Origin of the sequence: Mycolicibacterium septicum DSM 44393 (genome assembly GCF_000455325.1) — a bacterium.
Classification (GTDB): Bacteria; Actinomycetota; Actinomycetes; order Mycobacteriales; family Mycobacteriaceae; genus Mycobacterium; species Mycobacterium septicum.
Genome location: NZ_HG322951.1, coordinates 713,586 through 737,243, shown reverse-complemented (window position 1 = coordinate 737,243; position 23,658 = coordinate 713,586). Strand labels below are relative to the sequence as shown.

The 23,658-nt window shown below is 67.8% G+C and carries 23 protein-coding genes; 15 read left to right on the top strand and 8 right to left on the bottom strand.

What is annotated here, in order from left to right; translation table 11 throughout:
* Positions 1–38: 38 nt before the first annotated feature.
* Positions 39–1,625 carry an MFS transporter gene (locus tag TX88_RS03520; protein WP_044514699.1) on the bottom strand — a complete coding sequence of 529 codons (1,587 nt, stop codon included), beginning with the start codon at positions 1,623–1,625 and terminating at the stop codon, positions 39–41.
* Positions 1,626–1,665: 40 nt separating this feature from the next.
* On the opposite strand from TX88_RS03520, the gene TX88_RS03515 reads away from it, so the two are divergent.
* On the top strand, positions 1,666–1,983 hold the full coding sequence (locus TX88_RS03515; RefSeq protein WP_044519050.1) for a GNAT family N-acetyltransferase: 318 nt from the start codon (positions 1,666–1,668) through the stop codon (positions 1,981–1,983).
* On the opposite strand, the gene TX88_RS03510 is transcribed toward TX88_RS03515, so the two are convergent.
* Positions 1,980–2,594, bottom strand: a complete 615-nt coding sequence (locus TX88_RS03510) for a class I SAM-dependent methyltransferase (RefSeq protein ID WP_044514698.1) — start codon at positions 2,592–2,594, stop codon at positions 1,980–1,982. The genes TX88_RS03515 and TX88_RS03510 overlap by 4 nt on opposite strands.
* A 121-nt stretch (positions 2,595–2,715) precedes the next feature.
* Here TX88_RS03510 and TX88_RS03505 point away from each other — a divergent pair, with 121 nt between their 5' ends.
* The 4 genes from TX88_RS03505 to TX88_RS03490 are packed head-to-tail and all read left to right on the top strand — an operon-like array spanning position 2,716 to position 6,091.
* Entirely contained in the window at positions 2,716–3,186 is a 471-nt protein-coding gene (locus TX88_RS03505; protein ID WP_044514696.1) for a MarR family winged helix-turn-helix transcriptional regulator, read from the top strand.
* Positions 3,117–3,614: a PPOX class F420-dependent oxidoreductase gene (locus TX88_RS03500; RefSeq protein WP_409365872.1), complete on the top strand. Its 498-nt coding sequence runs from the start codon at positions 3,117–3,119 to the stop codon at positions 3,612–3,614. Before TX88_RS03505 ends, TX88_RS03500 begins: the two co-directional genes overlap by 70 nt.
* A gap of 19 nt (positions 3,615–3,633) precedes the next feature.
* Positions 3,634–4,605 (top strand): phosphotriesterase family protein, encoded by a 972-nt coding sequence (locus TX88_RS03495; RefSeq protein WP_044514692.1) that lies wholly within the window; start codon positions 3,634–3,636, stop codon positions 4,603–4,605.
* 1 nt (position 4,606) lies between these two features.
* Positions 4,607–6,091, top strand: coding sequence for an AMP-binding protein (locus tag TX88_RS03490; RefSeq protein WP_044514690.1), 1,485 nt, complete (start codon positions 4,607–4,609; stop codon positions 6,089–6,091).
* On the opposite strand, the gene TX88_RS03485 is transcribed toward TX88_RS03490, so the two are convergent.
* Positions 6,054–7,172, bottom strand: coding sequence for an acyltransferase family protein (locus TX88_RS03485; RefSeq protein WP_084621775.1), 1,119 nt, complete (start codon positions 7,170–7,172; stop codon positions 6,054–6,056). The two genes, TX88_RS03490 and TX88_RS03485, sit on opposite strands and share 38 nt — an antisense overlap.
* Positions 7,173–7,410: 238 nt before the next feature.
* Between TX88_RS03485 and TX88_RS03480 the strand changes: the two genes are divergently transcribed.
* Positions 7,411–8,607 (top strand): cell envelope lipid trafficking protein PgfA, encoded by a 1,197-nt coding sequence (locus tag TX88_RS03480; RefSeq protein ID WP_044514689.1) that lies wholly within the window; start codon positions 7,411–7,413, stop codon positions 8,605–8,607.
* A gap of 14 nt (positions 8,608–8,621) precedes the next feature.
* The gene (locus TX88_RS03475) at positions 8,622–10,295 is read left to right on the top strand and encodes an MmpA family trehalose lipid delivery protein (RefSeq protein WP_244438469.1); all 1,674 of its coding nucleotides are present in this window, start codon (positions 8,622–8,624) and stop codon (positions 10,293–10,295) included.
* 69 nt (positions 10,296–10,364) lie between these two features.
* Here TX88_RS03475 and TX88_RS03470 read toward each other — a convergent pair whose 3' ends face one another.
* Entirely contained in the window at positions 10,365–11,534 is a 1,170-nt protein-coding gene (locus tag TX88_RS03470) for a glycosyltransferase family 4 protein (protein WP_044514687.1), read from the bottom strand.
* 48 nt (positions 11,535–11,582) lie between these two features.
* Here TX88_RS03470 and TX88_RS03465 point away from each other — a divergent pair, with 48 nt between their 5' ends.
* From TX88_RS03465 to TX88_RS03455, 3 genes are all read left to right on the top strand, one after another.
* Positions 11,583–12,341 carry a class I SAM-dependent methyltransferase gene (locus TX88_RS03465; RefSeq protein ID WP_409365871.1) on the top strand — a complete coding sequence of 253 codons (759 nt, stop codon included), beginning with the start codon at positions 11,583–11,585 and terminating at the stop codon, positions 12,339–12,341.
* 55 nt (positions 12,342–12,396) lie between these two features.
* Positions 12,397–13,872, top strand: coding sequence for an aldehyde dehydrogenase (locus tag TX88_RS03460; RefSeq protein WP_044514684.1), 1,476 nt, complete (start codon positions 12,397–12,399; stop codon positions 13,870–13,872).
* Between the two features lie 133 nt (positions 13,873–14,005).
* Positions 14,006–14,227 carry a hypothetical protein gene (locus tag TX88_RS03455; RefSeq protein ID WP_044514682.1) on the top strand — a complete coding sequence of 74 codons (222 nt, stop codon included), beginning with the start codon at positions 14,006–14,008 and terminating at the stop codon, positions 14,225–14,227.
* A 5-nt stretch (positions 14,228–14,232) separates the two neighbouring features.
* Here the strand turns inward: TX88_RS03455 and TX88_RS03450 are convergent, their stop codons facing one another.
* Positions 14,233–15,030 (bottom strand): crotonase/enoyl-CoA hydratase family protein, encoded by a 798-nt coding sequence (locus TX88_RS03450; protein WP_044514679.1) that lies wholly within the window; start codon positions 15,028–15,030, stop codon positions 14,233–14,235.
* A 314-nt stretch (positions 15,031–15,344) separates the two neighbouring features.
* Here TX88_RS03450 and TX88_RS03445 point away from each other — a divergent pair, with 314 nt between their 5' ends.
* The gene (locus TX88_RS03445; protein WP_044514678.1) at positions 15,345–15,992 is read left to right on the top strand and encodes a TetR/AcrR family transcriptional regulator; all 648 of its coding nucleotides are present in this window, start codon (positions 15,345–15,347) and stop codon (positions 15,990–15,992) included.
* On the opposite strand, the gene TX88_RS03440 is transcribed toward TX88_RS03445, so the two are convergent.
* The 3 genes from TX88_RS03440 to TX88_RS03430 all read right to left on the bottom strand — a co-directional run bounded on the left by TX88_RS03440 (position 15,973) and on the right by TX88_RS03430 (position 18,366).
* A complete protein-coding gene (locus tag TX88_RS03440; RefSeq protein WP_044514677.1) occupies positions 15,973–16,503 on the bottom strand; it encodes a dihydrofolate reductase family protein in 531 nt (176 codons plus the stop codon). The genes TX88_RS03445 and TX88_RS03440 overlap by 20 nt on opposite strands.
* A gap of 3 nt (positions 16,504–16,506) precedes the next feature.
* Entirely contained in the window at positions 16,507–17,430 is a 924-nt protein-coding gene (locus TX88_RS03435; RefSeq protein ID WP_044514675.1) for a helix-turn-helix domain-containing protein, read from the bottom strand.
* A 63-nt stretch (positions 17,431–17,493) separates the two neighbouring features.
* Positions 17,494–18,366 (bottom strand): arylamine N-acetyltransferase family protein, encoded by an 873-nt coding sequence (locus TX88_RS03430; RefSeq protein WP_044514673.1) that lies wholly within the window; start codon positions 18,364–18,366, stop codon positions 17,494–17,496.
* 219 nt (positions 18,367–18,585) lie between these two features.
* On the opposite strand from TX88_RS03430, the gene TX88_RS03425 reads away from it, so the two are divergent.
* The 4 genes from TX88_RS03425 to TX88_RS03410 are packed head-to-tail and all read left to right on the top strand — an operon-like array spanning position 18,586 to position 23,651.
* Positions 18,586–19,395 carry a 1-acyl-sn-glycerol-3-phosphate acyltransferase gene (locus tag TX88_RS03425; protein WP_044514672.1) on the top strand — a complete coding sequence of 270 codons (810 nt, stop codon included), beginning with the start codon at positions 18,586–18,588 and terminating at the stop codon, positions 19,393–19,395.
* Between the two features lie 6 nt (positions 19,396–19,401).
* Entirely contained in the window at positions 19,402–21,039 is a 1,638-nt protein-coding gene (gene fadD12, locus TX88_RS03420; RefSeq protein WP_084621774.1) for an acyl-CoA ligase FadD12, read from the top strand.
* Positions 21,032–22,267 carry an alpha/beta hydrolase gene (locus TX88_RS03415; RefSeq protein ID WP_044514670.1) on the top strand — a complete coding sequence of 412 codons (1,236 nt, stop codon included), beginning with the start codon at positions 21,032–21,034 and terminating at the stop codon, positions 22,265–22,267. Before fadD12 ends, TX88_RS03415 begins: the two co-directional genes overlap by 8 nt.
* A 10-nt stretch (positions 22,268–22,277) precedes the next feature.
* Complete coding sequence (locus TX88_RS03410) at positions 22,278–23,651, top strand: FAD-binding oxidoreductase (protein WP_044514668.1); 1,374 nt, start codon at positions 22,278–22,280, stop codon at positions 23,649–23,651.
* Positions 23,652–23,658: the final 7 nt, after the last annotated feature.

The following is a 23,658-nucleotide window of genomic DNA, read 5'->3' as shown; positions in this document are numbered from 1 at the left end:
TATGACCACTGGTCATATTACTGTGATCGGCCTCACAGTCAAGGAGTCTTCACCGCGATCAGGTGGTGCGAAACAGGCTCGCCCTCGACCCAACGCTCAACCGCCTGCTCGATGACCAGGTCGTTACCCGTCAGACGGGTGCGGTGCTGCCGCACGTGCTCATCCCAGGACCGCACCACGAAGGCCTCGACAAACACGCCTTCGCGCTCCACGGCACGGAACAACCGCCATTGCGTGGCCCCGGTGCGCTGCCTCGACCGGCCCAACACGCCCATCGCGGCGAAGAACTCGGCCTCATGGTCAGGTTCGACGCGGTAGGAGGTCAGCACCAGGACCGGACCGTCGGGCGGCTCCGGTTCGAACACCAGGGCGGGTTCGGGCCAGTGCGCCGACGGGGTCATGTCCAGATCACCGGTGCGCGCGTGCAACGGCCACCACCACGCCGACACCGCACAGAACACCAGCAGCCCGGCGCTGATCAGCAGCGCCGTGATGGTGCTGGTGACACCGGCGACCAGCCCCCACACCAGGGAGCCGATGGCCTGACCACCCATGAACGTCAACTGGTACACCGACAGCCCGCGCGCCCGCACCCAGGCGGGCAGGCTCAACTGCATCGAGGCGTTGAGTGTGGACAGTGCCAGCAGCCACGACGAACCGCCGACGACGAGCGCCACCAGGACGATGCCGAAGCTGGGGACCAGAGCCAGAACCGCAGTGGCAGCGGCGAATCCGAGGGCCGCGACGATCAACAACGTGTTCAAGCCGAAGACCGACTGCAATCGGCCCAGGACGAGGGCGCCGAGCACGGCCCCGACCCCGAGCGCGCCCAGCAGCAGCCCGTAGCCGGACGACGACAACCCCAGCTGCCTGTCGGCGACCACCGCGAGCAGGCCCCACAGCGCGCTGCCCGGCGCGATGAACAACACCGCCCGCAGCAGAATTCGCCTGACGATCGGCGACCTTCGGATGAACCGGCCGCCCGCGCCGAGTGCCGCCAGGGGCCGCTCGGCGGGCAACAACTGTTCCACCGCGGGGCGGCGCCAGAGCAGTAGCACGACGACGATGCCGGCGAACGACACCGCGTTGAGCGCGAACACGAGGGTCGGACCGGACAGCGACACGAGTGCCCCGGCGATCGCCGGGCCGATCGCCCTGGCACCGTTCATGCTCATGCTGCCCAGTGCGGCCGCAGCGGGAATCTGTTCGCGGGGAACGAGGTCCGGCTGGATCGCCTGCCAGGCCGGGGCCGTCAGGGCCTGCCCGCAGCCGATCAGGAACAGCAGGGTCAGCAGCACCGTCGGGGTGGCCAGCCCGGCACCGGTCAGGGTCGCGAGCGCCGCCACTCCGGCCGCCATGGCGCCCTGGGTCGCCAGCAGCAGCCTGCGCCGGTCGACCAGATCGGCGAGCACACCGGACGGCAGGGCCAGCAGCATCACCGGCAATGTCGTGGCCGTCTGCACCAAGGGCACCAGTACCGGGGCGCGCGGATCGCCGACCAGCATCCACTGGGCACCCACCGTCTGCATCCACGTTCCGAGGTTGGAGACGAACTGCGCGATCCACAGCGCGCGGTAGATCGGCGACGCCAACGGCGCCCACGTCGACGTTGCGGTGACGGCCATCTGCCTGATCGTGCCAGCGCTGCTGCGGCATAGTGAGGACATGGCTGAAGTCCGCAACATTCCCGAAGCACGCCATTACGAGATCACCGTCGACAGCGAGCATGCCGGCCTCGCGGCCTACGTCGACTCCGGCGACCAGCGCATCTTCTACCACACCGAGATCGACGACAAGTTCGGCGGACAAGGCCTGGCCGGCGAACTCGTGTCGGCTGCGCTGACCGATGCCCGCGCGGCCGGCAAGCGCATCGTGGCGGTCTGCCCCTACGTCGCCAAGTACGTGCAGAAACACCACGACTTCGACGACATCCTCGACCCCGTCACCCCCGAGCTGCTGGCCGTGGTCGAGGCCGCCAACTAGATCTTTGTCGCAGTCACCAGGAAGCCGGGCATCTGGGTGCGGCCTTCGGGCAGGACCGCGTGCAGCTGGGCCGGACGGATTTCGTCGACCTGCCAGTACTTCGAAACCTCTTCGCGCAATTGGTCTTCGGTGAACTGGGTGGGGCCCGGCCCGTCGTGCTCACCGAACGCTCCCGTGCCGAACGCCAGAATGTAGAATCGCGCACCGGGAGCGGCCGCTCGGTGCATCGAGCGAAGGTAGCCGTCGCGCAGTTCTTCCGGCAGGGCGTGCAGCAGCCCGCTGTCGAAGATCGTGCCGAACCGCCCGTCGTACCCGGTCAGCGACGAGATGTCGGCGGCCGCGAACGTTGCACCGGCAAGCCCGCGCTCCGCTGCGGCCGCGGTCGCAGCCGCTACCGCCGTCGGGCTCAGATCGATACCGACGACGGTGTGGCCGCGCGCCGCCAGGGCCAGCGCGAGTTCGGCGTGACCGCAGCCGGCATCGAGCACTTCACCCGCCACGGCGCCGTCGGCGTCGATGATCGCGGCGTATTCCGGCTGCGGTGCACCGATGCTCCACGCAGGGGTCTGCTGCTGCCGGTAGGCGTCGTCCCAGTCGATTCGGTGAGTCATGGCGTTCGTCCCTTCATTTAGTTAAAATCTGTACTATATTGACTGTAGGTCGAGATTTTCCCATTGACAAGGCGATGCTTCACACTGTTCAAACCCGAACCAGTTGGCCGATCGGAGGACCATGGCGCGCAAGCTGTCCACAGCCGAGGAGCGGGCCTGGCGGCCCTACATCGAGTCCAGCCTGCGCCTGGAAACGCTTCTCGACGAGCGTCTCCGGGAGGCCACGAACCTCACCCTGATCGACTATCACCTGCTGATGATGTTGGCGAACGCCACCGATCAGCGCCTGCGGATGAGTGAACTCGCCGAGAAGATGGTGTTCTCCCGCAGCCGGATCACCTATCAGATCAACTCGATGACCAAACGGGGTCTGGTACTGCGCGAACCGGTCCCCGAGGACCGCAGGGGCTACCGCGCGGTGCTGACCGCCACCGGCGCCGAGGCGCTGCGCATCGCCGTGCCACTGCACAGCGAGTCGGTGCGCGAACTGTTCTTCGACCAGATCGAGCCCGACGAACTCAACTGCATCGAGCGGGTATTCACCCGGCTACACACCCACTTGCAGACCGACCTCCTGCAACACGACGACTGAAAGCAGGCACCACGACGTTCACCGCAGCCGAACTGGCCTACCTGCGCGAGCAGCCGATCGGACGACTGAGCACCGTCGGCCGCGACGGCGACCCACAGATCCGCCCCGTCGGCGTCCACCTCAGTCCCGACGGGGCCGGCATCGACATCGTCGGACACGCCCTGGCGTCGACGCAGAAGTGGCGCAACGTACTTCGCAACCCCCAGGTGGCGTTCATCGTCGACACAGTGCTCTCGGTGCGGCCACCGGATGCCCGTGGCATCGAAATCCGCGGTACCGCAACAGCATTGTCCGGCGCGGGCACCACCGACGGCGGGCTCAGCGGCGACATCATCCGGATCGCGCCGCGCCGGATCATCAGCTGGGGACTCGACGGCGTGGGCACCACCGCCCGCGACTGGACCGAATCCCCGCACACAACGGACTGATCGACCTAGCATCGGCAGCGTGCCGACAGTCAACACCGCCCACGGAGCCATCGACACCGCAGACCTCGGCGTCACGCTCATGCACGAGCACGTCTTCATCATGACGACCGAGCTGACCCAGAACTATCCGGAGTCCTGGGGTGACGACGCCAGCCGGGAAACCGATGCGATCGCGCGGCTCACCGAACTCAAGGCCAACGGCGTCGACACCATCGTCGACCTCACGGTGATCGGCCTGGGCCGCTACATTCCGCGCATCGCCCGGATCGCCGAGGCCACCGACCTCAACATCGTGGTCGCAACCGGCTTCTACACCTACAACGACCTGCCGCTGGCCCTGCACTTCAACGGGCCCGCTCCCGGCCAGGTCGACCCGATGACCGAGATGTTCGTCCGCGACATCGAACACGGCATTGCCGACACCGGGATCAAAGCGGCGATCCTCAAGTGCGCCACCGACGAACCCGGCGTCACCTCCGGCGTCGAGCGGGTCCTGCGTGCCGTGGCCCAGGCCCACCGGCAGACCGGGGTGCCGATCTCCACCCATACCCACGCGGCCAGCCGGCGCGGCCTCGAACAGCAGCGCATCTTCGCCGAGGAGGGCGTCGATCTGTCCCGGGTGATCATCGGCCACTGCGGCGACACCACCGACATCGGCTACCTCGAGGAGCTGATCGCCGGCGGCTCCTACATCGGCATGGACCGCTTCGGCGTCGACGTCTACCTCCCGTTCGACGAGCGGGTCGCGACCGTCGCGACCATGTGCGAGCGCGGCCACGCCGAGAACATGGTGCTCTCGCACGACACCTGGTGCTACTTCGACGCGCTTCCCGACGACCTGACCGCCCAGGCCCTGCCGAACAGTCACTACCTGCACATCCACAACGACGTGCTGCCTGCGCTGCGGGAGCGCGGGGTCACCGAGGACCAGATCACCACGATGCTGGTCGACAATCCGCGACGGATCTTCGACCGCAAAGGTGGTTACTGAGATGACCGGCGTCATTCCACCGATCCCCACCCAGATCACCCAGCTGGCCGATGCCGACCCCGACCGCCCGGCGGTGACCTGCCAGGGCATCACGCTCACCCGGGCCGAACTGGACCGCTCCACCAATCGACTCGCCCGTGCCTACGCTGAACGCGGTGTGCGACAAGGTGATTACGTCACCATCAGCCTGCCCAACTCGATCGAATGGGTGCAGGCCACCTTGGCGACCTGGAAACTCGGCGCGGTGCCGCAGCCGCTGTCGCCCCGGTTGCCGGACTCCGAGTTCGCCGGGATCCTGGCGTTGCGTCCCCGGGCCCTGGTGGTCGGCCGCGATGCCGGTGAAACACCATGGTTGCCAGCCGGTTTCACGCCTGCGACCGAGTTGTCCGACGCACCGCTGCCCGAGGCGGTCGCGCCGACGTGGAAGTCCATGGCCTCCGGTGGCAGCACCGGACGCCCGAAGCTGATCGAGGCGGGCGGCGACAGCCGGGTGCCTGCCCTGATCGGAGTTCCGCTCGGCGCCCAACCCGATGACGTCACGCTGATGTCGGTGCCGTTGAGCCACAACACCGGTTTCACCACGTTCGCGATCGCCCTGCTGCAGGGGCACCACCTGGTACTGATGCCCCGCTTCGACCCGGCCGAGTTCCTGCGTCTGGTCACCGAACACCGCGTGACGTTCCTGACCACGGTGCCCACCATCATGCAGCGGCTGCTGCCGGTCTACCGGGCCGACCCGAGCGCCTATGACCTGTCGACCATTCGGCGCTTCTGGCACCTGGGCGCCCCGTGCCCGCCCGCGATCAAGCAGGCGTGGATCGATCTGCTCGGCCCCGAGGCGGTCTGGGAACTGTACGGCGGCACCGAACTGCAGGCGCTGACGTTCATCTCCGGGGAGCAGTGGCTGGCCCACCCCGGATCGGTCGGTGTGGTGGTGGCCGGTGAGATGAAAGTGCTCGACGACGACGGACGCGAATGCCCGCCCGGCGTCACCGGCGAGATCTACATGCGGCCGGGCCCCGGCAGCGCGCCCACCTACCGCTACGTCGGCAGCACGGCCAAGAGCCGCGACGGCTGGGACTCCCTGGGCGATCTGGGCTACTACGTCGACGACGGACCCGATCGCTTCTTCTATCTCAACGACCGGCGCGTGGACATGTTCACCGTGGGCGGGAAGAACGTGTACCCGGCCGAGATCGAGGCCGCGCTGGCCGACCATCCCGACGTGCTGTCCTGTCTGGTCGTCGGCGTACCCCACGAGGATCTGGGTCAGGTGCCGCACGCTCTGGTGCAGCCCACAGACGGGTCGGACCTGGATGTCGCTGCGGTGCAGGCCTTCCTCCGTGACCGCCTGTCCGGCTACAAGGTGCCTGCCGATGTGGAGTTCGCCGACACCCCGCTGCGGGACGACGCAGGCAAGGCCCGTCGCACCGCGGTGCGTGACGAGGTCATCGCGCGGCTGGGGCAGGCTCCGGCTCGTCGGTGATCGAGCTGTCCAGCGGCGGCACGGGGCTCTCGTTCCGGTACTCCCAGCGCCGCAACGCTTCCCGGCACGGTGATTCCACCAGCGCGTAGCTCACCGCGGCGAGGGCGAAGCCGAACACCAGGGTCAGCACCAGCACCACCAGCATCTGCCCGTTGAACAGGAACTCCCCGATCATCGGGAACACCATGGCCAATGCCGCCAGATGCCAGACGAACAGCCCGTAGGACCAGCGGCCCAACGTCACCATCACCCGGTTGCCCAGAATCGGGTGCCTGGTGCCGGGGTGATCGAGGACCAGCGGCGCCAGCAGCGCCCCCGCGACGATCGCGCCCATCGCGGTCTTCAGCGTCACCTGGCCGACCGAGCCCGGGCGCAGCCCTTCCAGGCCGGCCAGCGGCGAGGCCGCGATCCCGAATGCCACCGCGGCGATGACGCCCATCAGAATCCGGCGCCGGGCCAACCGGTGCACCCAACCGAATGGACTCACCGTGAGTTCAGCGAGCACCATCCCCGCGGCGAACCAGGAGAAGAACGCCGGCGGCCAGTTCCACGGGTTGAGCCCGGTGGTGCCGGAGAACGGGATGCGCACCCACAGCAGGCTCAGCGCCGCCAACGCGATGATCACGCCGACGCGGGCCCGCACCGGCAACCGCCGTGCCAGCAGCGCCAGTATCGGCAACGCCAGATAGAAACTGACCTCGACCGACAGGCTCCACATCTGGGTCAGTCCCGCGGTCAGCGTCAACGGCACATAGATCTGGGTCAGGGTCAGGTTCGCCAGCCACACCGTCAGATCGGCCTTGGCCTCCGGAAGCAGCAGGATGATCACCACGACGGCAACCACATAGCCGGGCATGATGCGCACGATGCGGGACCGCAGGTAGTGGCCGGTGCGCGGGCGAGGGCGCAACCCTCGCGCCGCTGCCGCATGGCCGCGCCACAGCAGGAACCCCGAGAGCGCGAAGAACACGGCGACCGCGAGGTCGAACCGGCCGAAGAACCGGCCGCTCACCCCGGTGGTGTGTCCGGTCTGGAAGGCGACGTGGGTGAGAACCACACCCATGGCCGCGCACGCGCGCATGCCTTCGACAGCCGGCAGGAAACTGCGGGTTCCTCCGACCTCTACATCTGGACCGGTTTCCGGGTCCGATGCTCGGGTGGCCACGGCGACCAGTGTGCCGCGCCGTGGCAACCCCGCCAAACTGCGGGTTAATGCACCCGCGGCGTGCCACCGGAGTAAGTGATGGCCTTAAATAGTGCTGTTAGGGTCGAACGGGTTTGCCTCACGACGAGTTGGCCCACACCGAAGGAGGCCCGGTTTGAACCGCGCAGTGGCGCTGCGTATCGCGGCATGTGGACTGATGGGGCTGGGTGCAGCCCTGCTCATTGCCGCACTGTTGCTGACCACCTACACCAAGGGCAAGATCGCCAAGATCCCGCTCAATCTGGATGCCAGCCTGGTCAGCGAGGGAACCGCGACCGCTTTCGATCCGGAATCGCTGGTGGCACCGAAGTTCTCGGTGGACCGCAACGTGCCGGTCGCCCTCCAGCAACAGGTCAGTGTGGAATCACCGTCGAACGCCGAGGTTGTGACGCTGCAGGTGGGCAGCACACTGCGGCGCACGGACCAGCAGAAGGACTCCGGCCTGCTGTTGGCGTTGGTGGACACCGTCACGATGAACCGCAGCACCGCGCTGGCCGTGTCCAGCGACAACAACCCGGGCGGCGCGCTGCAGAAGCCGCGGGCCATCGAGGACGAGAAGCCGCCGACGAACGTGGCGCTGCCGCACGAGGGCCTGACCTACCGGTTCCCGTTCGACACCGAGAAGAAGACGTACCCGTTCTTCGACCCGATCGCGCAGAAGCCGTTCGACGCGAACTACGACGGTGAAGAAGACGTCAACGGGTTGACCGCCTACCGGTTCATCCAGAACGTGGGCTACGACTCCGACGGCAAGCTCGCCGAGCCGGTCAAGTACTCCTCGCTCTACGAGGACGACGCCGACAGTACGGTCACCGCGAGCCCCGAGATGTGGGGCGTGCCCGGCGAACCCGACGAGCGGATCACGATGGACCGCTTCTACGCCGCGCAGCGCACCTTCTGGGTCGACCCGGTGTCCGGCACCATCGTCAAGGCGCAGGACCACGGCTACCAGTACTACGCGCGTGACGCGCTCAAGCCCGAGGTGACCTACGTCGACTACAAGGTCACCTACAACGAGGACACCGTGGAGTCCCAGGTCGCGGCCGCTCAGGATGAGCGCGACCGGGTGTCACTGTGGACCCGCGTCCTGCCGATCACGTTCACCGCGCTGGGCCTGCTGGCACTCATCGGTGGCGCCGTGGTGGGGTCGTTCGCGGTGCGTGCCGAGTCCACTCTGATCGATCCGGGACTCGACACCGCTGATCACGGCTTCTTCGACACCCAGGGCTTCCAGGTTCCCGGCGCCGAGGCGAAGACGGAGAAACTACCCGCTCAACGACCGTCCGACCTACCACCGGACCGGCCGGTCTGAGCCTGCGCTCTGCTCTGCTGCCGGCCTATGCGCTGGCACTGTCGTTGTCGATAACCGGGCCCCTGTTGGGGCCCGGTTATCTGCTTTTGCGCGACGCGGTCTCCACCCCGCGCTCGTATTTGACCGACGCGGCGCTGGGGTTGACCGAGGCCGCCCCGAGGGCGCTGCCGCAGGACTTTTTCGTCGCTCTGACCTCCGCCGTGCTCGACGGCGGGGTGGTCGTCAAGATCATGTTGGTCGCGGGTCTGTGGCTGGCCGGTTGGGGAGCCGCGCGGCTCGCCTCCACCGTGCTGGGACCCGGCTTGCCCGGCCAGTTCATCGCGGCGACGCTGGCCGTCTGGAATCCGTACGTGGCCGAGCGGTTGCTGCAGGGGCACTGGAGCCTGCTGGTCGGCTACGGCTGCCTGCCCTGGGTGGCGGTGTGCGTGCTGCGCCTGCGGGCCGAAGCCTCGGCCGCGGCCGGGTGGGGCCTGATCTTCTGGATCGCGCTGGCCGGGCTGACCCCGACCGGTCTGATGCTGGCCGCGACGGTGACGCTCGTGTGCGTTGCGGCCCCCGGCGACGGCCGGCGACGCCTGCAGGTCGCCGGGCTCGGGTTGGGGGCCGCAGTTTTGGCCGCGGCGCCGTGGCTGGTGGCCGCGGCTGTCGGCGGAACAGTGTCATCCCCGGTGTCGGCGGCGGGAGTTCACGCCTTCGCGGCCCGCGCCGAGCCCGGACTGTCCACCCTCGGCAGCCTGGCCGGCCTCGGCGGTATCTGGAACGGTGACGCCGTGCCCAGTTCGCGCACAACGCTTTTCGCACTGGTTGCCACCGCTGTACTGCTCGGCATCGTCGCACTCGGTCTGCCGGTGGTGACGCGCAACCGTGCGGCGGTACCGCTGCTGATCCTCGCCGCGGCGGCGGTGTTGATCCCGGCAGCCATGGCCACCGGGCCAGGGCTCGCGTTCGTGGACGCGACGATCCGGGCAGTGCCCGGCCTCGGCGTGGTGCGGGACGGACAGAAATGGGTGGCGCTGGCCATGCCGGGCTACGTGCTGGCCGCCGCCGCGGCGCCGGTCACCTTGAGCCGGCTGCGGGTGCCGCCGGCCGCGGCGGCCGCGGTGGGCTGCGCGGCACTCGTCGCGGTCTTGCCCGATCTGGTGTGGGGTGTGGGCAATCAGATGCGGGCCGTGCAGTATCCGCCCGGGTGGACCGTCGCCGCGGCAGCGATCAACGCCGATCCCCGACCGGTGGCGGTGCTGCCACCGGACAGCATGCGGTCGTTCTACTGGGCCGGTGCCGCACCGGTGCTCGATCCGCTGCCCCGGTGGCTGCGCGCCGAGGTGCTGTCCACCGGAGATCTGGTGATCGGTGCCGAAGTGGTGCCCGGCGAGGGAACGCGGGCCCAGGCGGTGCAGGACCTGCTGCGCTCAGGCGCAGACCGGCAGACGGTGGCCGACGCCGGTGTCGGCTGGTTGGTGGTCGAAACCAACGGTGTGCCGGCGAAACTGGATCTTCCGCTGGCATACCGGGATGGCGATATCGCCGTGTACCGGATCGGCGGCGACCACCCGGCCTCACCGCACCGAAACTTGTTGATCGCTGCCCACCTGGTGTGGCTGCTGGCTCTGGCCGGCGGGGCTGCCGGGATGGCGGTCAGTTTCTGGCGCCGTCCGCGCGTGCAGAACTCCGCGTTGACTTCGAGCTGACGCTGAATTTGTGCGGGTAGCGGTGTGCGTGGTGTCAAAGTCAACCTCCGCGGGCTTCGGAAGAAGTGGCTACACCAGGCCGCTGACGAAATTGCCCTCGTGCACGGATCCGAGCACGGCGTGCATCGCGTCCGCGCTGAGCCGCCAGGAGAATTCGTCGCTGCGGGTCTGAGCCTTGCTGCCCAGCTGCACGCGCATCACCGGGTCACTCAACAGCTGGCGGATCCCCGTCACCAGGGCGTCGCGATCCTCGACCAGCAGTCCGGTGACCCCGTCGACGATCGAGTCGGTCAGCCCGCCGGACGCGCGATACCCGATGGTGGGCACCCCGTGCTGGGCGGCCTCGGTGACGGCAAGTCCCCAGCCTTCTTTGCGCGACGGCAGCACATGCACCCAGCTCTGCTGCAGCACACGGTGTTTGGTCTCTTCGTCGACATGACCGTGGAACGTCACCGAATCGGAGATACCCAGAAGTTCGGCGTGCTCGACCAGACGCCGCTGCCACCAGCCGCCGCCCAGGATGTCCAGGTGCAGTCCGGGTACCTCGGCACGCAGCGCCGCGACCGCCTCAAGGGCGTCTTCGATCTGCTTGTGCGGCACCAGCCGCGACAGCACGACGAGCCGGGGGCTGGTCGACCGAGGCAGCTCCAGCGTCGGGCCGGGAGCCTCGTCAAGTCCGTTGCGCACCACGGCAATCCGGCCGGAGTCCACCCCGAGCTCGTTGAGATCCCGGGCCGAGGGCAGTGACACGGTGACGTATTGGTTGCGGCGGTGCAGTCGCGGCGAGAGTTTCGACTCGACGAACCAGCCGATCCGGCCCTTCATCGGGCCGGCCACCGGCCACAGTTCCCGGTGACAGTGATGCACGAGCACCGCGACCCGGCGGCCGAACGCCAGCCGCGCCAGGAACGGCAGGCCATTCTGGGTGTCGACGACCACGTCGGGCCGGACCCCGCGCAACGGCCCGAGGCCGACGCGGGAGGCCACCATGGCCAGCCCGGCCCAGATGTACACGCTGTAGGGACCACCGGCCCGGTTGATCTGCACGCCGTCGACCACTTCGCGGCGGGCCGCCCCCGGGTAACGCGCGGTGCGCAACGTGACGTTGACGCCGTCCTCGGCCAGACACGCGCCGATCCGCTGCAGATAGGCCTCGCTGCCGCCGCCCTGGGGGTGCCCGGTATCGCGCCAGCACAAGAGCAGGATGCTCCGCAGGCGTGGATCAGGACGGGCAGACATCGTGTTGAGGGTACCGGTCAGTAGGTTGGGCGGGTGCAGCCCAGCGACATCTCCGCGCGCTTCGCCCGCCGGGCGACCCTGAGCCGGTCGGTGCGCCTACTGGCGCAGTTCCGGTTCGAGCAGAGCGAACCAGCCCGGTTCTACGGGGCGCTGGCCGCCGATACCGTCGCCTTGACCACCGATCTGTGGACGGCCGCCACCGGCGAATCCCCTGCCGGACGCACCGTCCTCGACGTCGGCGGCGGGCCCGGCTATTTCGCGTCGGCGTTCGATCAGGCCGGGATGCACTACATAGGGGTTGAGCCGGACCCGCGTGAGATGCACGCCGGCCCTGCCGCCGACGCGGCAGAGGGCACGTTCGTGCGGGCCTCCGGGATGGCGCTTCCGTTCGCGGACGACAGTGTCGACATCTGCCTGTCCTCCAATGTCGCCGAGCATGTGCCGCACCCGTGGCGGCTGGGCAACGAGATGTTGCGGGTGACGAAGCCCGGCGGACTGGCGGTGTTGTCCTACACGGTCTGGCTCGGCCCGTTCGGCGGCCACGAGATGGGACTGACGCACTATCTGGGCGGGGCCCGGGCAGCCGAGCGCTACACCCGCAAACACGGTCATCGCCCCAAGAACGACTACGGCTCGTCGTTGTTCGCGGTGTCGGCGGCCGATGGTCTGGAATGGGCCACCGGCACCGGCGCGCTGATCGCCGCTTTTCCGCGCTACCACCCACGATGGGCCTGGTGGATGACCGCGGTACCAGGGTTGCGCGAGTTCCTGGTGAGCAATTTGGTGCTGGTCCTGCGGCCGTCCTGACCATCCACTGGAACAGGTTCTCGTTTTTCTGGGAAATCTGGGTAATGTGACGCCCATGACACAAAGCGCAGCCGCAATAAGGACGGAATTCGACAAACTGTTCATCGGCGGCCACTGGGTGGAGCCTTCGACCTCCGAGGTCATCGAAGTCATCTCCCCCGCGACCGGCGAGAAGGTCGGCCAGGTTCCGCTGGCCGCCGAGGCCGACGTCAACGCCGCGTGCGCCGCGGCCCGCAAGGCCTTCGACGAGGGCCCCTGGCCCCACAAGTCGCCCGAGGAGCGCCAGGCCGTGCTGGCCAAGGCCGTCGAGCTCATCAACGAGCGGGCCGACGAGTTCAAGCACCTGCTGAAGCTGGAGACCGGCCAGCCGCCGACCATCGTCGACATGATGCAGTTCGGCGCGGGCGTGTCGAGCCTGCAGTTCTACGCCGGCGCGGCCGACAAGTACGACTGGAAAGACATCCGCGACGGCATCTATGGCCAGACCCTGGTCATCAAGGAGCCGATCGGCGTCGTCGGCGCCGTCATCGCCTGGAACGTGCCCTTCTTCCTGGCCTGCAACAAGCTGGGCCCGGCCCTGCTCGCCGGCTGCACCGTCGTGCTCAAGCCGGCCGGTGAGACCCCGCTGACCACCAACCTGTTCGCCGAGGTGCTCACCGAGGCCGGACTGCCCGAGGGCGTGCTCTCGGTGGTGCCCGGCGGCCCGGAGACCGGTCGCGCCCTGACCGCCAACCCCGAGCTGGACAAGTTCACCTTCACCGGCTCCAGCGGCGTCGGCAAGGAGATCGGCAAGATCGCCGCCGAGAAGCTCAAGCCCTGCACGCTGGAGCTCGGCGGCAAGTCCGCGGCGATCATCCTCGAGGACGCCGACGTGGACTCGACCCTGCCGATGCTGGTGTTCTCCGGCCTGATGAACTGCGGCCAGGCCTGCGTGGGCCAGACCCGCATCCTGGCACCGCGATCGCGTTACGACGAGGTCGTCGAGAAGCTGTCCGCCGCCGTCGCGGCCATGCCGGTCGGCCTGCCTGACGACCCGGCCTCGATGATCGGCCCGCTGATCTCCGAGAAGCAGCGCGAACGGGTCGAGGGCTACATCAAGAAGGGCGTCGAGGAGGGTGCGCGCATCGTCACCGGCGGTGGCCGCCCCGAGGGCCTGGATTCGGGCTGGTTCGTGCAGCCCACCGTGTTCGCCGACGTCGACAACTCGATGACCATCGCCCAGGAGGAGATCTTCGGGCCGGTGCTCGTGGTGATCCCGTTCGACACCGAGGAAGATGCCGTCCGCATCGCCAACGATTCGCCGTACGGCCTGGCCGGCAGCGTGTACACGACGGACTTCCCCAAGGCCGTCCAGATCGCCTCGAAGATCCGCACCGGCACCTACGCGGTGAACATGTACGCCTTCGATCCCGGCGCCCCGTTCGGCGGCTTCAAGAACTCGGGCATCGGACGCGAGAACGGCCCGGAGGGCATCGACGCCTACACCCAGGCCAAGAGCGTGCTGCTGCCGTTTGGCTACACCCCGGAGTAAAACTCGCGAACAGTCGCAAATGTCCCGGAAGACCACGGTTTTCCGGGACATTTGTGTCTTCTCGGCCAGGAAGCGGACAGCCGGGATTCAGGTTGTGCAACTACGGTGGGCGCCCCGACAACAAGGAGGCACCATGGCAGTTTCCGTGGATCTGACGAAGTCGCTCGACAAGGCCTACGAGGACAAGTCGCTCAAGGAGATCCTGGACGCCTCGCCCGCGGCACTGGCCGGGGTCACCGACGCCGACGCCGAGCATCTCGCCGCGGCGTTCAACATCAAGACCGTGCGCCAGCTCGGGTCCAACAAGTTCTTCGCGGTCGCCGCGGCGCTGGTCGCGCTGGAGTCCGCCGGCTGAAAACCTCAGCGGCCCTGGAAGTTCGCGGCGCGTCGCTCGATGAAGGACTGCACACCTTCGGCGGCGTCAGCGGTGCCGAACAGTTCGGCAACCACGGGCCGCAGCCGGGCGATCGCCGCGGCGTCCCCGTCGCGGTGCGCGGTGTGTGCCGAGGCGAGGGTGGCCCGGACCCCGAGCGGCGCGGCGCGATCGGCGATGGTGTGCGCGATCTCCCGGGCTCGGGCGACGGCCGTATCGGCATCCGGCGCGACCTCCTGGATCAGCCCGATGCGATGCGCCTCGGCCGCGTCGAACTCGTCACCGGTGAGCAGCCACCGCATGGCATTGCCCCAGCCGGTCTGACGCGGTAGCCGCAGGGTGGCGCCGCCGAACGGATAGATGCCCCGGAGCACCTCGATCTGCGCGAACCGGGTGTCCTGGGCTGCGACGCGGATGTCGGCGGCCAGGAGCAGCTCGATGCCGAGGGTCAGGCATCGGCCCTGGGCCGCGGCGACCACCGGTTTCGTCCACTCGCCGTCGAGGCGCCACGGGTCGCGTCCGCCCTCGGGCATGGGCAGTTCACCGCTGGCGACATACGGCGCCACGTCGACGAGATCGAGGCCCGCGGTGAAGTGCTCACCGTGCGCGAACAGCACACCCACGCGCAGGTCGTCGTCCGATTCCAGCAGCCCGTAGGCGAGCGAGAGATCGGTGAGCATCGCGACGTTGAACGCGTTGCGCTTCTCCGGACGGTTCAGTCCGATCAGCAGGACGTGGCCATCCCGCTGCAGGGTGAGCGTGCCCAGGGCCGGGTCTGTCGTCATAGGGGCAGTCAACGCCCCCTCGCAGAATTATGCAAGCCATCATAATTCCGTTTCGATCCGTCACCTGGGTGAGGACCTGTTCAGAAGCAGTTCACCTGCTAGTCTTTTGCGTACAAGCATGTTCGTTGGATACTCGACACCATGCGAGGATTCCGCCATTTCTATGGTGGATGACATAGAAGGGCGGTGCGCGATGTGGGTCGTTGAACTCAACCTCGCCGGTCACCGGTTCACCCGTCGGGTCCGCACACCACACACCCCGGTGCGCCCCATCACCCCTCGGATGCTGCTTCGCTGTTCCTCGCAGTTCCTGCATGACCGGGTCGCCTGACACCGCCGCGAAGCCACGCAACAAGCGTGGCTCCACCCGCGCCCGCATGCTCAGCAGCGCGGTCGAGGTGCTGCGCGAGCGGGGCGCCGCCGGCGTCACGATCGATGAGGTCCTCACCCGCAGCGGCGCACCGCGCGGTTCGGTGTACCACCATTTCCCCGGCGGACGTCGCCAGATCCTGATCGAGGCGCTCCAGTTCGCCGCGGACAGAATCGGCGACGTCATCGGAGCCGAAACTTCCGACAGCGCATGGGATCTGGTGCATCGTTTCGTCGAATTCTGGGAACGAGTGCTCATCGGAACCGATTTCACCGCAGGTTGCCCCGTCGTCGCGGTGGCGATCGCCGCCCCCGACGAGGAAACCGACCTCACCGCCGCGGCCGCCGCCATCTTCGACCGCTGGCGCACCGCGTTGGCCGGAGCCTTCGCCGCCGACGGTTTCGACGAATCCGACGCGTCCTCCCTGGCGGTGATGTGCATCGCCACCCTGGAAGGCGCTGTGGTGCTGTGCCGGTCGTCCCGATCGGTCGGCCCTTTGCACGATGTCGCCCGACAACTCGAATTCCTGATCAAATCAAGGGAATTCGTCAGGCGCAACGGTGTACCGCAGTTCAGCCGGCAGTCCCCCTGACCCATCGGGCACAGACGAAGTCGCCGTTGGTCCCGGATTCGGCCAGCGCCCACTCGGACCGAACCGGCAGGACCGGCGACCCCGCCCCCAAAGTGCAGGGCGCGTAGCTGACGATCATCTCGTCGATCAATCCGGCCGTCACGAACTGGGCGGCGACGTCCCCTCCGCCGACCACCCAGACATCCTTGCCCGCCGCGGCCTCGACCAGCTGCGGATGAAGCTCGGCGACATCCCCGGAGAACACCTGCACCGGATAGTCGGCGGAGATGATCTGCGGCCGATGCGTCAGCACCCATGTCGGCTGCTCGTACCCCCAATCGTCGGGATGGTTCTTCACGATCCACTCGTAGGTGGCCGACCCCATCGCCAGCGCGCCAATGGTTTTGATGAATTCGTCGTACCCGAACGGGCCCTGCTGGTCGATGTCCCGCGAGATCAGCCAGTCCAGGCTGTCCTCGGTGTCGACGATGAACCCGTCCAAGCTCGACGCGGTGTAGTACACGGTCTTCACCAGTCAGTCCCTCCTCATCCATTCCAGTGGGTCACCCCGGTCGACCTGGACACCATGTCGGGCCAACATTCCCCGCACGAGCGCCCGCCGATGCGCCGAATAGGTCAGCACGTGCGCCACGATCCCGTACAGCTGGAAGGATTCCGGCGGATCGCACAACGCATCGATCACGGTGTCACCCAGCCGTCCTGCGGCCGAGTATTCGGATATCAGTGTGGTCCAGCGCTTTCCGATGACGCGGTGGTGCGCCGCGAGCTGCTCGGCCGTCGCCTGGCCGGTGGTGGCACGCGACGGGAAATCCCGGCCCTCGATGGTCGCGAGCCAGACCTCCTTGGTCCACACGATCGCGCCGAGTACCGCTGCGACGCTGGGTTCCGGCCCGTCCCAGTCCAGTACCACCTGCCCCGGCGAGATCTCCTGAACCCACTGCTGTTCGGAAAGCTCGGCGGCGGCACCGATCAGGTAGCCGGTGTCGGCGACATCGTGCACGAGCATGAACTGGGCGACATCCGGGCCGGCGGACTCGCCCGGGTCCGCATCGCACCACAACGACTGCGGCGGATGGAAGTGCACTCCGTTGGGAGCGGTCAACCGGAATCCGACATCGTCGGCGCGCGACGGCGGCACCCCGAAGGCGCGGCGGAACGCCCGGGAGAACACCTCGGCCGACGACCACCCCTCGGTCTCTGCCACCTCGGCCACCCCGGCCCCCTGCTGCAACCGCCAGGCCGCACGCTCGAGCATGACCCGCCGGCGCAGCGCCGCGGGTGGTTCACCCGTGAGCCGGCGCACCTCTCGGGAGAAGTGAAACTCCGAGGCGTAACTGCTGCGGGCCATGTCGCCGACACCCGAGTTGTCGTCGTCGACGACTGCGTCGAGCAGTTCGCGTAGCCGGTCACGGCCGTTCGGTTGGTCCTCCACGGTCACCGAGTATGGTCGGCCGCCCGGGTGCGGACCATGACATTTCCTGCTGTGGGTACCCGGGCCGGCTCAGCTGTCCAACACCTGCGCCACCCGCGCCTCGACGTCGACGCCGTCGAGATCGGACAGGTTGACACCGAACCGATCGGTGAGCGCGTCGAGAACCTCTGCGGCGGTGTCGAATCGGATGCGTTCGGTCTCACCGTGGCTGTGGATCGCCAGATTCCGGCCGCGCAGGTTGATCCTGGCGTCGTCGGTGACGAGTGCCGCGGACAGCCCGACGACGAAGACCCCGCCGGGATGCGTTGAGACATACCAGCTTCCGACCTCCAGGTCGATCCGCGGTTGCGGCACGGCGGTGAACCGGTACAGCGGCTGCCACTGACCGCGGACCTGTGCGGCCAGTTCGTACTCAGGCTCGTGGCGGGTGGGCAACTGCAGCAGCCGGTAGGGCTCGTGTCGGGTCTGCTGCACCGCGCCGGTCTGCAACCGGATCGGCGACGACAGCGTCTGCCCGCCGAAGCCGACATCGACCAGGTACCGCCCGGCTTCCCCGGGCACCGTCACGGCCAGCACGTTGTGGGTGAGCGCGGGCAACGGGGCGTCAGGTTCCTTCATCCAGACCACCCGCCCGGCGAGACGTTCGACGCCGTAGCCCAGCTCGTCGAGGGCGTAGCCGAGCAGCCCGTTGTGCTCGTAGCAATAGCCGCCGCGGCGGCGGATGACCAGCTTGTCCGACAGCGCCGCGGCGCTCAGATCGGCGACCGGGATGCCCAGCAGCGGGTCCAGGTTCTCGAACGGGATGGTGCGGCCGTGTGCGGCTACGACGCCCCGCAAGGTGTCGGAGTCCGGTTCCTTCGAACCGTCATAGCCGATGCGGCCGAGGTAGCCGGGCAGGTCGAATGCAGGGTCGGACGGCGAGTCAGATGGCGAGGAGCCCATGCCGGCCAATGATGCTGCCTCAACCGTGGTTCTGGTCAACTCGACTGTGACTAATCCGTCGGTCTCATAGCCACGCGGCGCGACCTGTGGTTTTGAGAGGATTGTCCACAGCTACTCGGCGGTAGGTAGATCGACCCGTGAAGCAAATGGGTTTTTCACCCTCCACCTGGGTACACTAGCAAAACTAGAACACGTTCCAATCCACATCAGGGGGACCCTGTGGCTGCGACCGACATCGACCCGTCCGAAATCACCAAGTGGGATCCGGGCCTGACCGAGAAGGTCATGGGCTTCCTACGGCCGCTCATCAAGGGCTACCACCGAGCCGAGGTGCGCGGGCTGGACAGCTTCCCCAACGGTGGCGCGCTCGTGGTGTCGAACCACTCCGGTGGACTGTTCGCCCTGGACGTGCCGGTGTTCGCGACGGGCTTCTACGAGAAGTTCGGCTTCGAGCGCCCCGTGTACACCCTCAGCCACGACATGCTGATGACCGGGCCGACCGCGGCCTTCTTCAAGAAGACCGGATTCATCCGGGCCAACCACGAGAACGCCGACGAGGCGCTGCGCTCCGGCGGCGTGGTCGTGGTGTTCCCCGGCGGTGACTACGACGTGTACCGGCCGACCCTGTCGGCCAACAAGATCGACTTCGCCGGGCGCACCGGTTACATCAAGGCCGCGATCAACGCCGGCGTGCCGATCGTGCCGATGGTCGGCATCGGCGGCCAGGAGACCCAGCTGTTCCTGTCCCGCGGCACCGGGGTGGCCAAGGCGCTGGGTCCGATCGCGCGACTGGCCCGCACCAAGATCGTGCCGGTGTCGTTCGGTTTCCCGTTCGGCCTGTCCGCGGTGCTGCCGCTCAATGTGCCGTTGCCGAGCAAGATCGTGATGAAGACACTGGAGCCGATCGACATCGAGGCCGAGTTCGGCGAGAACCCCGATATCGACGAGGTCGACGCGCACGTCCGCCGGGTCATGCAGCGCGCGCTGGACGAGCTGGCCGAAGAGCGCCGCTTCCCGGTGATCGGCTGATCGCCGGTGAATCCGCTCGATCTGCTGACGGGACCGCTGGACCGGGTCACCGACACCGTCGGCCTGGTCAACACCATGCGCCGGGCCGGAATCATCACGGCGATGCGCCCGGACAAGTATCTGCGGATCGCCGCCGCCATGTCCCGCGAGAACATGAGCATCACTTCGGGTTTCGCGGCCTCGGCGCAGCGCTGCGGCAACCGGCCCGGCCTGGTCGACGAACTCGGCACGCTGACCTGGCAACAGGTCGACCAGCAGGCCGACGCCCTGGCCGCCGGCCTGCAGGCACTGCCCGGTGGTGAACCGAAAGTGCTCGGCATCATGGCCCGCAACCACCGCGGTTTCGTGCTGTCGCTGATCGCCGCCAACCGCATCGGCGCCGACGTTCTGCTTCTCAACACCTCCTTCGCCGCGCCGGCGATGGCCGAGGTGGTCGACCGCGAGTCGGTCGACGCCGTCATCTACGACGAGGAATTCACGGATACCGTCGACCGTGCCCTTTCTGATCGCCCCAGCGCGGCGCGGATCGTGGCGTGGACCGACACCCACGCCCACGACGTCACCGTGGCCAAGCTCGTCGAGGAGCACCGCGGTCAGGAGCCCCGCCGCGCCACCGACAAGAGCAAGGTCATCCTGCTGACCTCGGGGACCACCGGAACCCCCAAGGGCGCCAAGCATTCCGGCGGCGGCCCAGAAGTACTGAAGGCGATCCTGGACCGCACCCCGTGGCACACCGAAGAGCGCGTCGTGATCGTGGCGCCGATGTTCCACGCCTGGGGTTTCTCCCAGCTGGCCTTCGCGGCGTCGATGGCCTGCACCATCGTCACCCGCCGCAAGTTCGACCCGGAGGCCACGCTCGAGCTCGTGGACCGGCACCGGGCCAAGGGTCTGTGCGTGGTGCCCGTGATGTTCGACCGGATCATGGAGCTGCCCGAGAACGTACTGAACCGCTACGACGGGCGCACGCTGCGGTTCGCCGCGGCATCCGGATCGCGCATGCGTCCCGACGTCGTCATCGCGTTCATGGACCGCTTCGGCGACATCATCTACAACAACTACAACGCCACCGAGGCCGGCATGATCGCCACCGCGACACCGGCCGATCTGCGCGCCGCACCCGATACCGCGGGTAAACCCGCGGAGGGCACCGAGATTCGCATCCTCGACAGCGATTTCCGGCAGGTTCCCACCGGGGAGGTGGGCACCATCTACGTGCGCAACTCGACGCAGTTCGACGGATACACCTCCGGCACGACGAAGGATTTCCACGAGGGCTTCATGTCCTCGGGCGATGTCGGCTACCTCGATGAGGCGGGCCGGTTGTTCGTGGTGGGCCGCGACGACGAGATGATCGTCTCCGGCGGCGAGAACGTCTATCCGATCGAAGTGGAGAAGGTGCTGGCCGGCCATCCCGATGTCGCGGAGCCCGCGGTGATCGGTGTCGACGATTCGCAGTACGGGCAGCGACTTGTCGCCTTCGTGGTGCTCTCCGGCACTGTCACCCCCGATGAGCTCAAGGCGTACGTTCGAGAGAACCTCGCCAACTACAAAGTGCCGCGGGAGATCACCGTGCTGGACGAACTGCCACGCAACAGCACCGGCAAGATCGACCGTCGCCAACTCCAGGAGAAGGTGAATGGCTGAACGCCGACGGCTGCTCGCAGCGGCCGCTGAGCTGCTCAATGCTGCCAACGCAGTGAAACCGATCGGACGCAGGGGTTACAGCACCATCCTGGCCTTCGCGTTCGGCTGGCCCACCTCGGAGAACGCACCGCTGGTGATCACCGGGTCGGCCCTCGACGCGGTGCGCCGCGCCATCCGCGGTGACTACAGGTCCGCGAGCGGGCGAATCTCCTTGCTGCTCAAGGCGATTTCCTGGGCACTACTGGTGCTGGTGCACCGTCGCGGTGTGCAGTCCCGGCGCTACTTCGAAGATCCGGTACGCGAGACCCTGGCCGATGAGTACCCGTCGGCGCTGCGGCCCCTGCGGCGCGGCGAGGTGTACTCCACGTCCATGAGCCGGCGCCGCTACGTGAGCAAGACCGTGCACTACGGCCCGCATCGGGCCAACCTCGCCGACATCTGGATGCGCCCCGACCTGCCGCGCGACGGCAAGGCGCCGGTGCTGCTGCAGGTCCCGGGCGGGGCCTGGATGATCGGCATGCGCCGGCCGCAGTCTTATCCGCTGATGAGTCACCTGGCCGAGCAGGGCTGGATCTGCGTGTCGATCGGCTACCGGATCAGCCCACGCCACCCCTGGCCCAACCACATCATCGATGTGAAGCAGGCGTTGGCCTGGGTGAAGGCCAACATCGCCGAGTACGGCGGCGACCCCGACGCGGTGTGTATCACCGGCGGTTCGGCAGGTGGGCATCTGACCGCACTGGCCGCGCTGACCCCCAACGATCCCAAGTGGCAGCCCGGTTTCGAGGATGCCGACACTTCCGTCGCCGCCGCGGTACCCGTGTACGGCCGCTACGACTGGTTCAGCACCGCCGGCACCGGCCGGGCCGAGTTCGTCGAGGTGCTGGAGCGGCTCATCGTCAAGCTGCCGCTGGCCGCCAACGATCAGGTGTACAAAGACGCCTCGCCGATCACGCTGGTACACCCCGACGCCCCACCGTTTTTCGTCCTGCACGGGGCCAACGACTCCCTGATCCCGGTGGGCGAAGGCCGCGAGTTCGTCGCCGCGCTGCGCAAGGTGTCGAACTCGCCGGTGGTCTACGCCGAGATCCCGCACGCCCAACATGCGTTCGACATCTTCGGCTCACCGCGCGGGCACTACACGGCCGATGCCGTCGCGGAGTTCCTGAACTGGGCCCGCGCCAGGGTCACGTCCCAGAACACCGCGGAGATCGCTTCCGGTTACTAGAATTTCTGAGATGTCCACACCGGACAACGAGATCGCCGCACTGGCCGCCGAACTGCCGGACCACGCGGTGATCACCGATCCCGCCGTGATCGAGGGTTATCGGCGCGACGCCGCACTCGACCCGGAAGCGGGCCGGGCACGGGCCGTCGTGCGGGCGAGCAGCACCGAGGATGTGCAGGCCGTGCTGCGATGGGCCAGCGCACATGGTGTACCCGTGGTACCCCGGGGCGCGGGATCCGGGCTCGCCGGCGGCGCCAACGGGGTCGACGGCGGAATCATCCTGAGCACCGAACGGATGCGCGACATCCGAATCGACACCGCGAGCCGCGTCGCGGTGGTGCAGCCCGGTCTGATCAACTCCGAGGTGAAGAAGGCAGCCGCTGAGCACGGGCTGTGGTACCCGCCCGACCCGGGTTCGGTCGAGATCTCCTCGATCGGCGGGAACGCGGCGACGAACGCCGGCGGGTTGTGCTGTGTGAAGTACGGGGTCACCAGCGATTACGTGTTGGGCATGCAGGTGGTGCTGGCCGACGGCACGGCCGTGCGGTTGGGCGGCCCGCGGTTGAAAGACGTTGCCGGCCTGGCGTTGACGAAGCTGTTCGTCGGTTCCGAGGGCATCCTCGGGGTGATCACCGAACTCACCCTGCGGCTGATCCCGGCGCAGCCTCCGGCATCGACCGCGGTCGCGCTGTTCGGCTCCGTACAGGACGCCGCCGACGCGGTGGTGGCCATCACCGAGAAGGTCCGGCCTGCGATGTTGGAGCTGATGGACCACGCGACCATCAACGCCGTCGAGGACTACCGCCGCATGGGCCTGGACCGCTCGGCCGAGGCGATGCTGCTCGTTCAATCCGATGCACCGGGCGCGGCCGCCGAGGAGATCGCCCACATCGTCGAGGCCTGCGAGAAGTCCGGTGCCACCGAGGTTTACGCGACCGACGATGCCGAAGAGGGCGCCGCGTTCACCGCGGCTCGTCGGCTGGTGGGCCTGGCCCTCATGCAACTGGGCACGTTCTACCTCGAGGACGTCACGGTACCGACACCCGACCTGCCGGAACTGGTGGCCGGCATCAAGCGCATCGCCGACGACTGCGACGTGCTCATCTGCGTCGTCGCGCACGCCGGCGACGGAAACACCCACCCGGTGGTGGTGTTCGATGCCGAGGATCCGGATATGAGCGAGCGCGCCCGTCACGCGTTCGCCCGGGTCATGGAACTGGCGATCGCCATGGGCGGCACCATCACCGGCGAGCACGGCATCGGCCGGCTCAAAAGGGATTGGCTGCCACTACAACTCGGCGACGACGTGATGGCGTTGACCCGCCGGATCAAGGATGCCCTGGATCCACAGGGCATCCTCAATCCGGGTTCGGTGCTGCGCTAACTTCCAG

Bases quoted from the DNA above. Each gene is read 5' to 3' on its own strand.
- TX88_RS03520 (WP_044514699.1), bottom strand. From the start codon at position 1,625: ATGGCCGTCACCGCAACGTCGACGTGGGCGCCGTTGGCGTCGCCGATC.
- TX88_RS03515 (WP_044519050.1), top strand. From the start codon at position 1,666: ATGGCTGAAGTCCGCAACATTCCCGAAGCACGCCATTACGAGATCACC.
- TX88_RS03510 (WP_044514698.1), bottom strand. From the start codon at position 2,594: ATGACTCACCGAATCGACTGGGACGACGCCTACCGGCAGCAGCAGACC.
- TX88_RS03505 (WP_044514696.1), top strand. From the start codon at position 2,716: ATGGCGCGCAAGCTGTCCACAGCCGAGGAGCGGGCCTGGCGGCCCTAC.
- TX88_RS03490 (WP_044514690.1), top strand. From the start codon at position 4,607: ATGACCGGCGTCATTCCACCGATCCCCACCCAGATCACCCAGCTGGCC.
- TX88_RS03485 (WP_084621775.1), bottom strand. From the start codon at position 7,172: ATGCGCGCGTGCGCGGCCATGGGTGTGGTTCTCACCCACGTCGCCTTC.
- TX88_RS03470 (WP_044514687.1), bottom strand. From the start codon at position 11,534: ATGTCTGCCCGTCCTGATCCACGCCTGCGGAGCATCCTGCTCTTGTGC.
- TX88_RS03460 (WP_044514684.1), top strand. From the start codon at position 12,397: ATGACACAAAGCGCAGCCGCAATAAGGACGGAATTCGACAAACTGTTC.
- TX88_RS03455 (WP_044514682.1), top strand. From the start codon at position 14,006: ATGGCAGTTTCCGTGGATCTGACGAAGTCGCTCGACAAGGCCTACGAG.
- TX88_RS03450 (WP_044514679.1), bottom strand. From the start codon at position 15,030: ATGACGACAGACCCGGCCCTGGGCACGCTCACCCTGCAGCGGGATGGC.
- TX88_RS03445 (WP_044514678.1), top strand. From the start codon at position 15,345: ATGACCGGGTCGCCTGACACCGCCGCGAAGCCACGCAACAAGCGTGGC.
- TX88_RS03430 (WP_044514673.1), bottom strand. From the start codon at position 18,366: ATGGGCTCCTCGCCATCTGACTCGCCGTCCGACCCTGCATTCGACCTG.
- TX88_RS03415 (WP_044514670.1), top strand. From the start codon at position 21,032: ATGGCTGAACGCCGACGGCTGCTCGCAGCGGCCGCTGAGCTGCTCAAT.
- TX88_RS03410 (WP_044514668.1), top strand. From the start codon at position 22,278: ATGTCCACACCGGACAACGAGATCGCCGCACTGGCCGCCGAACTGCCG.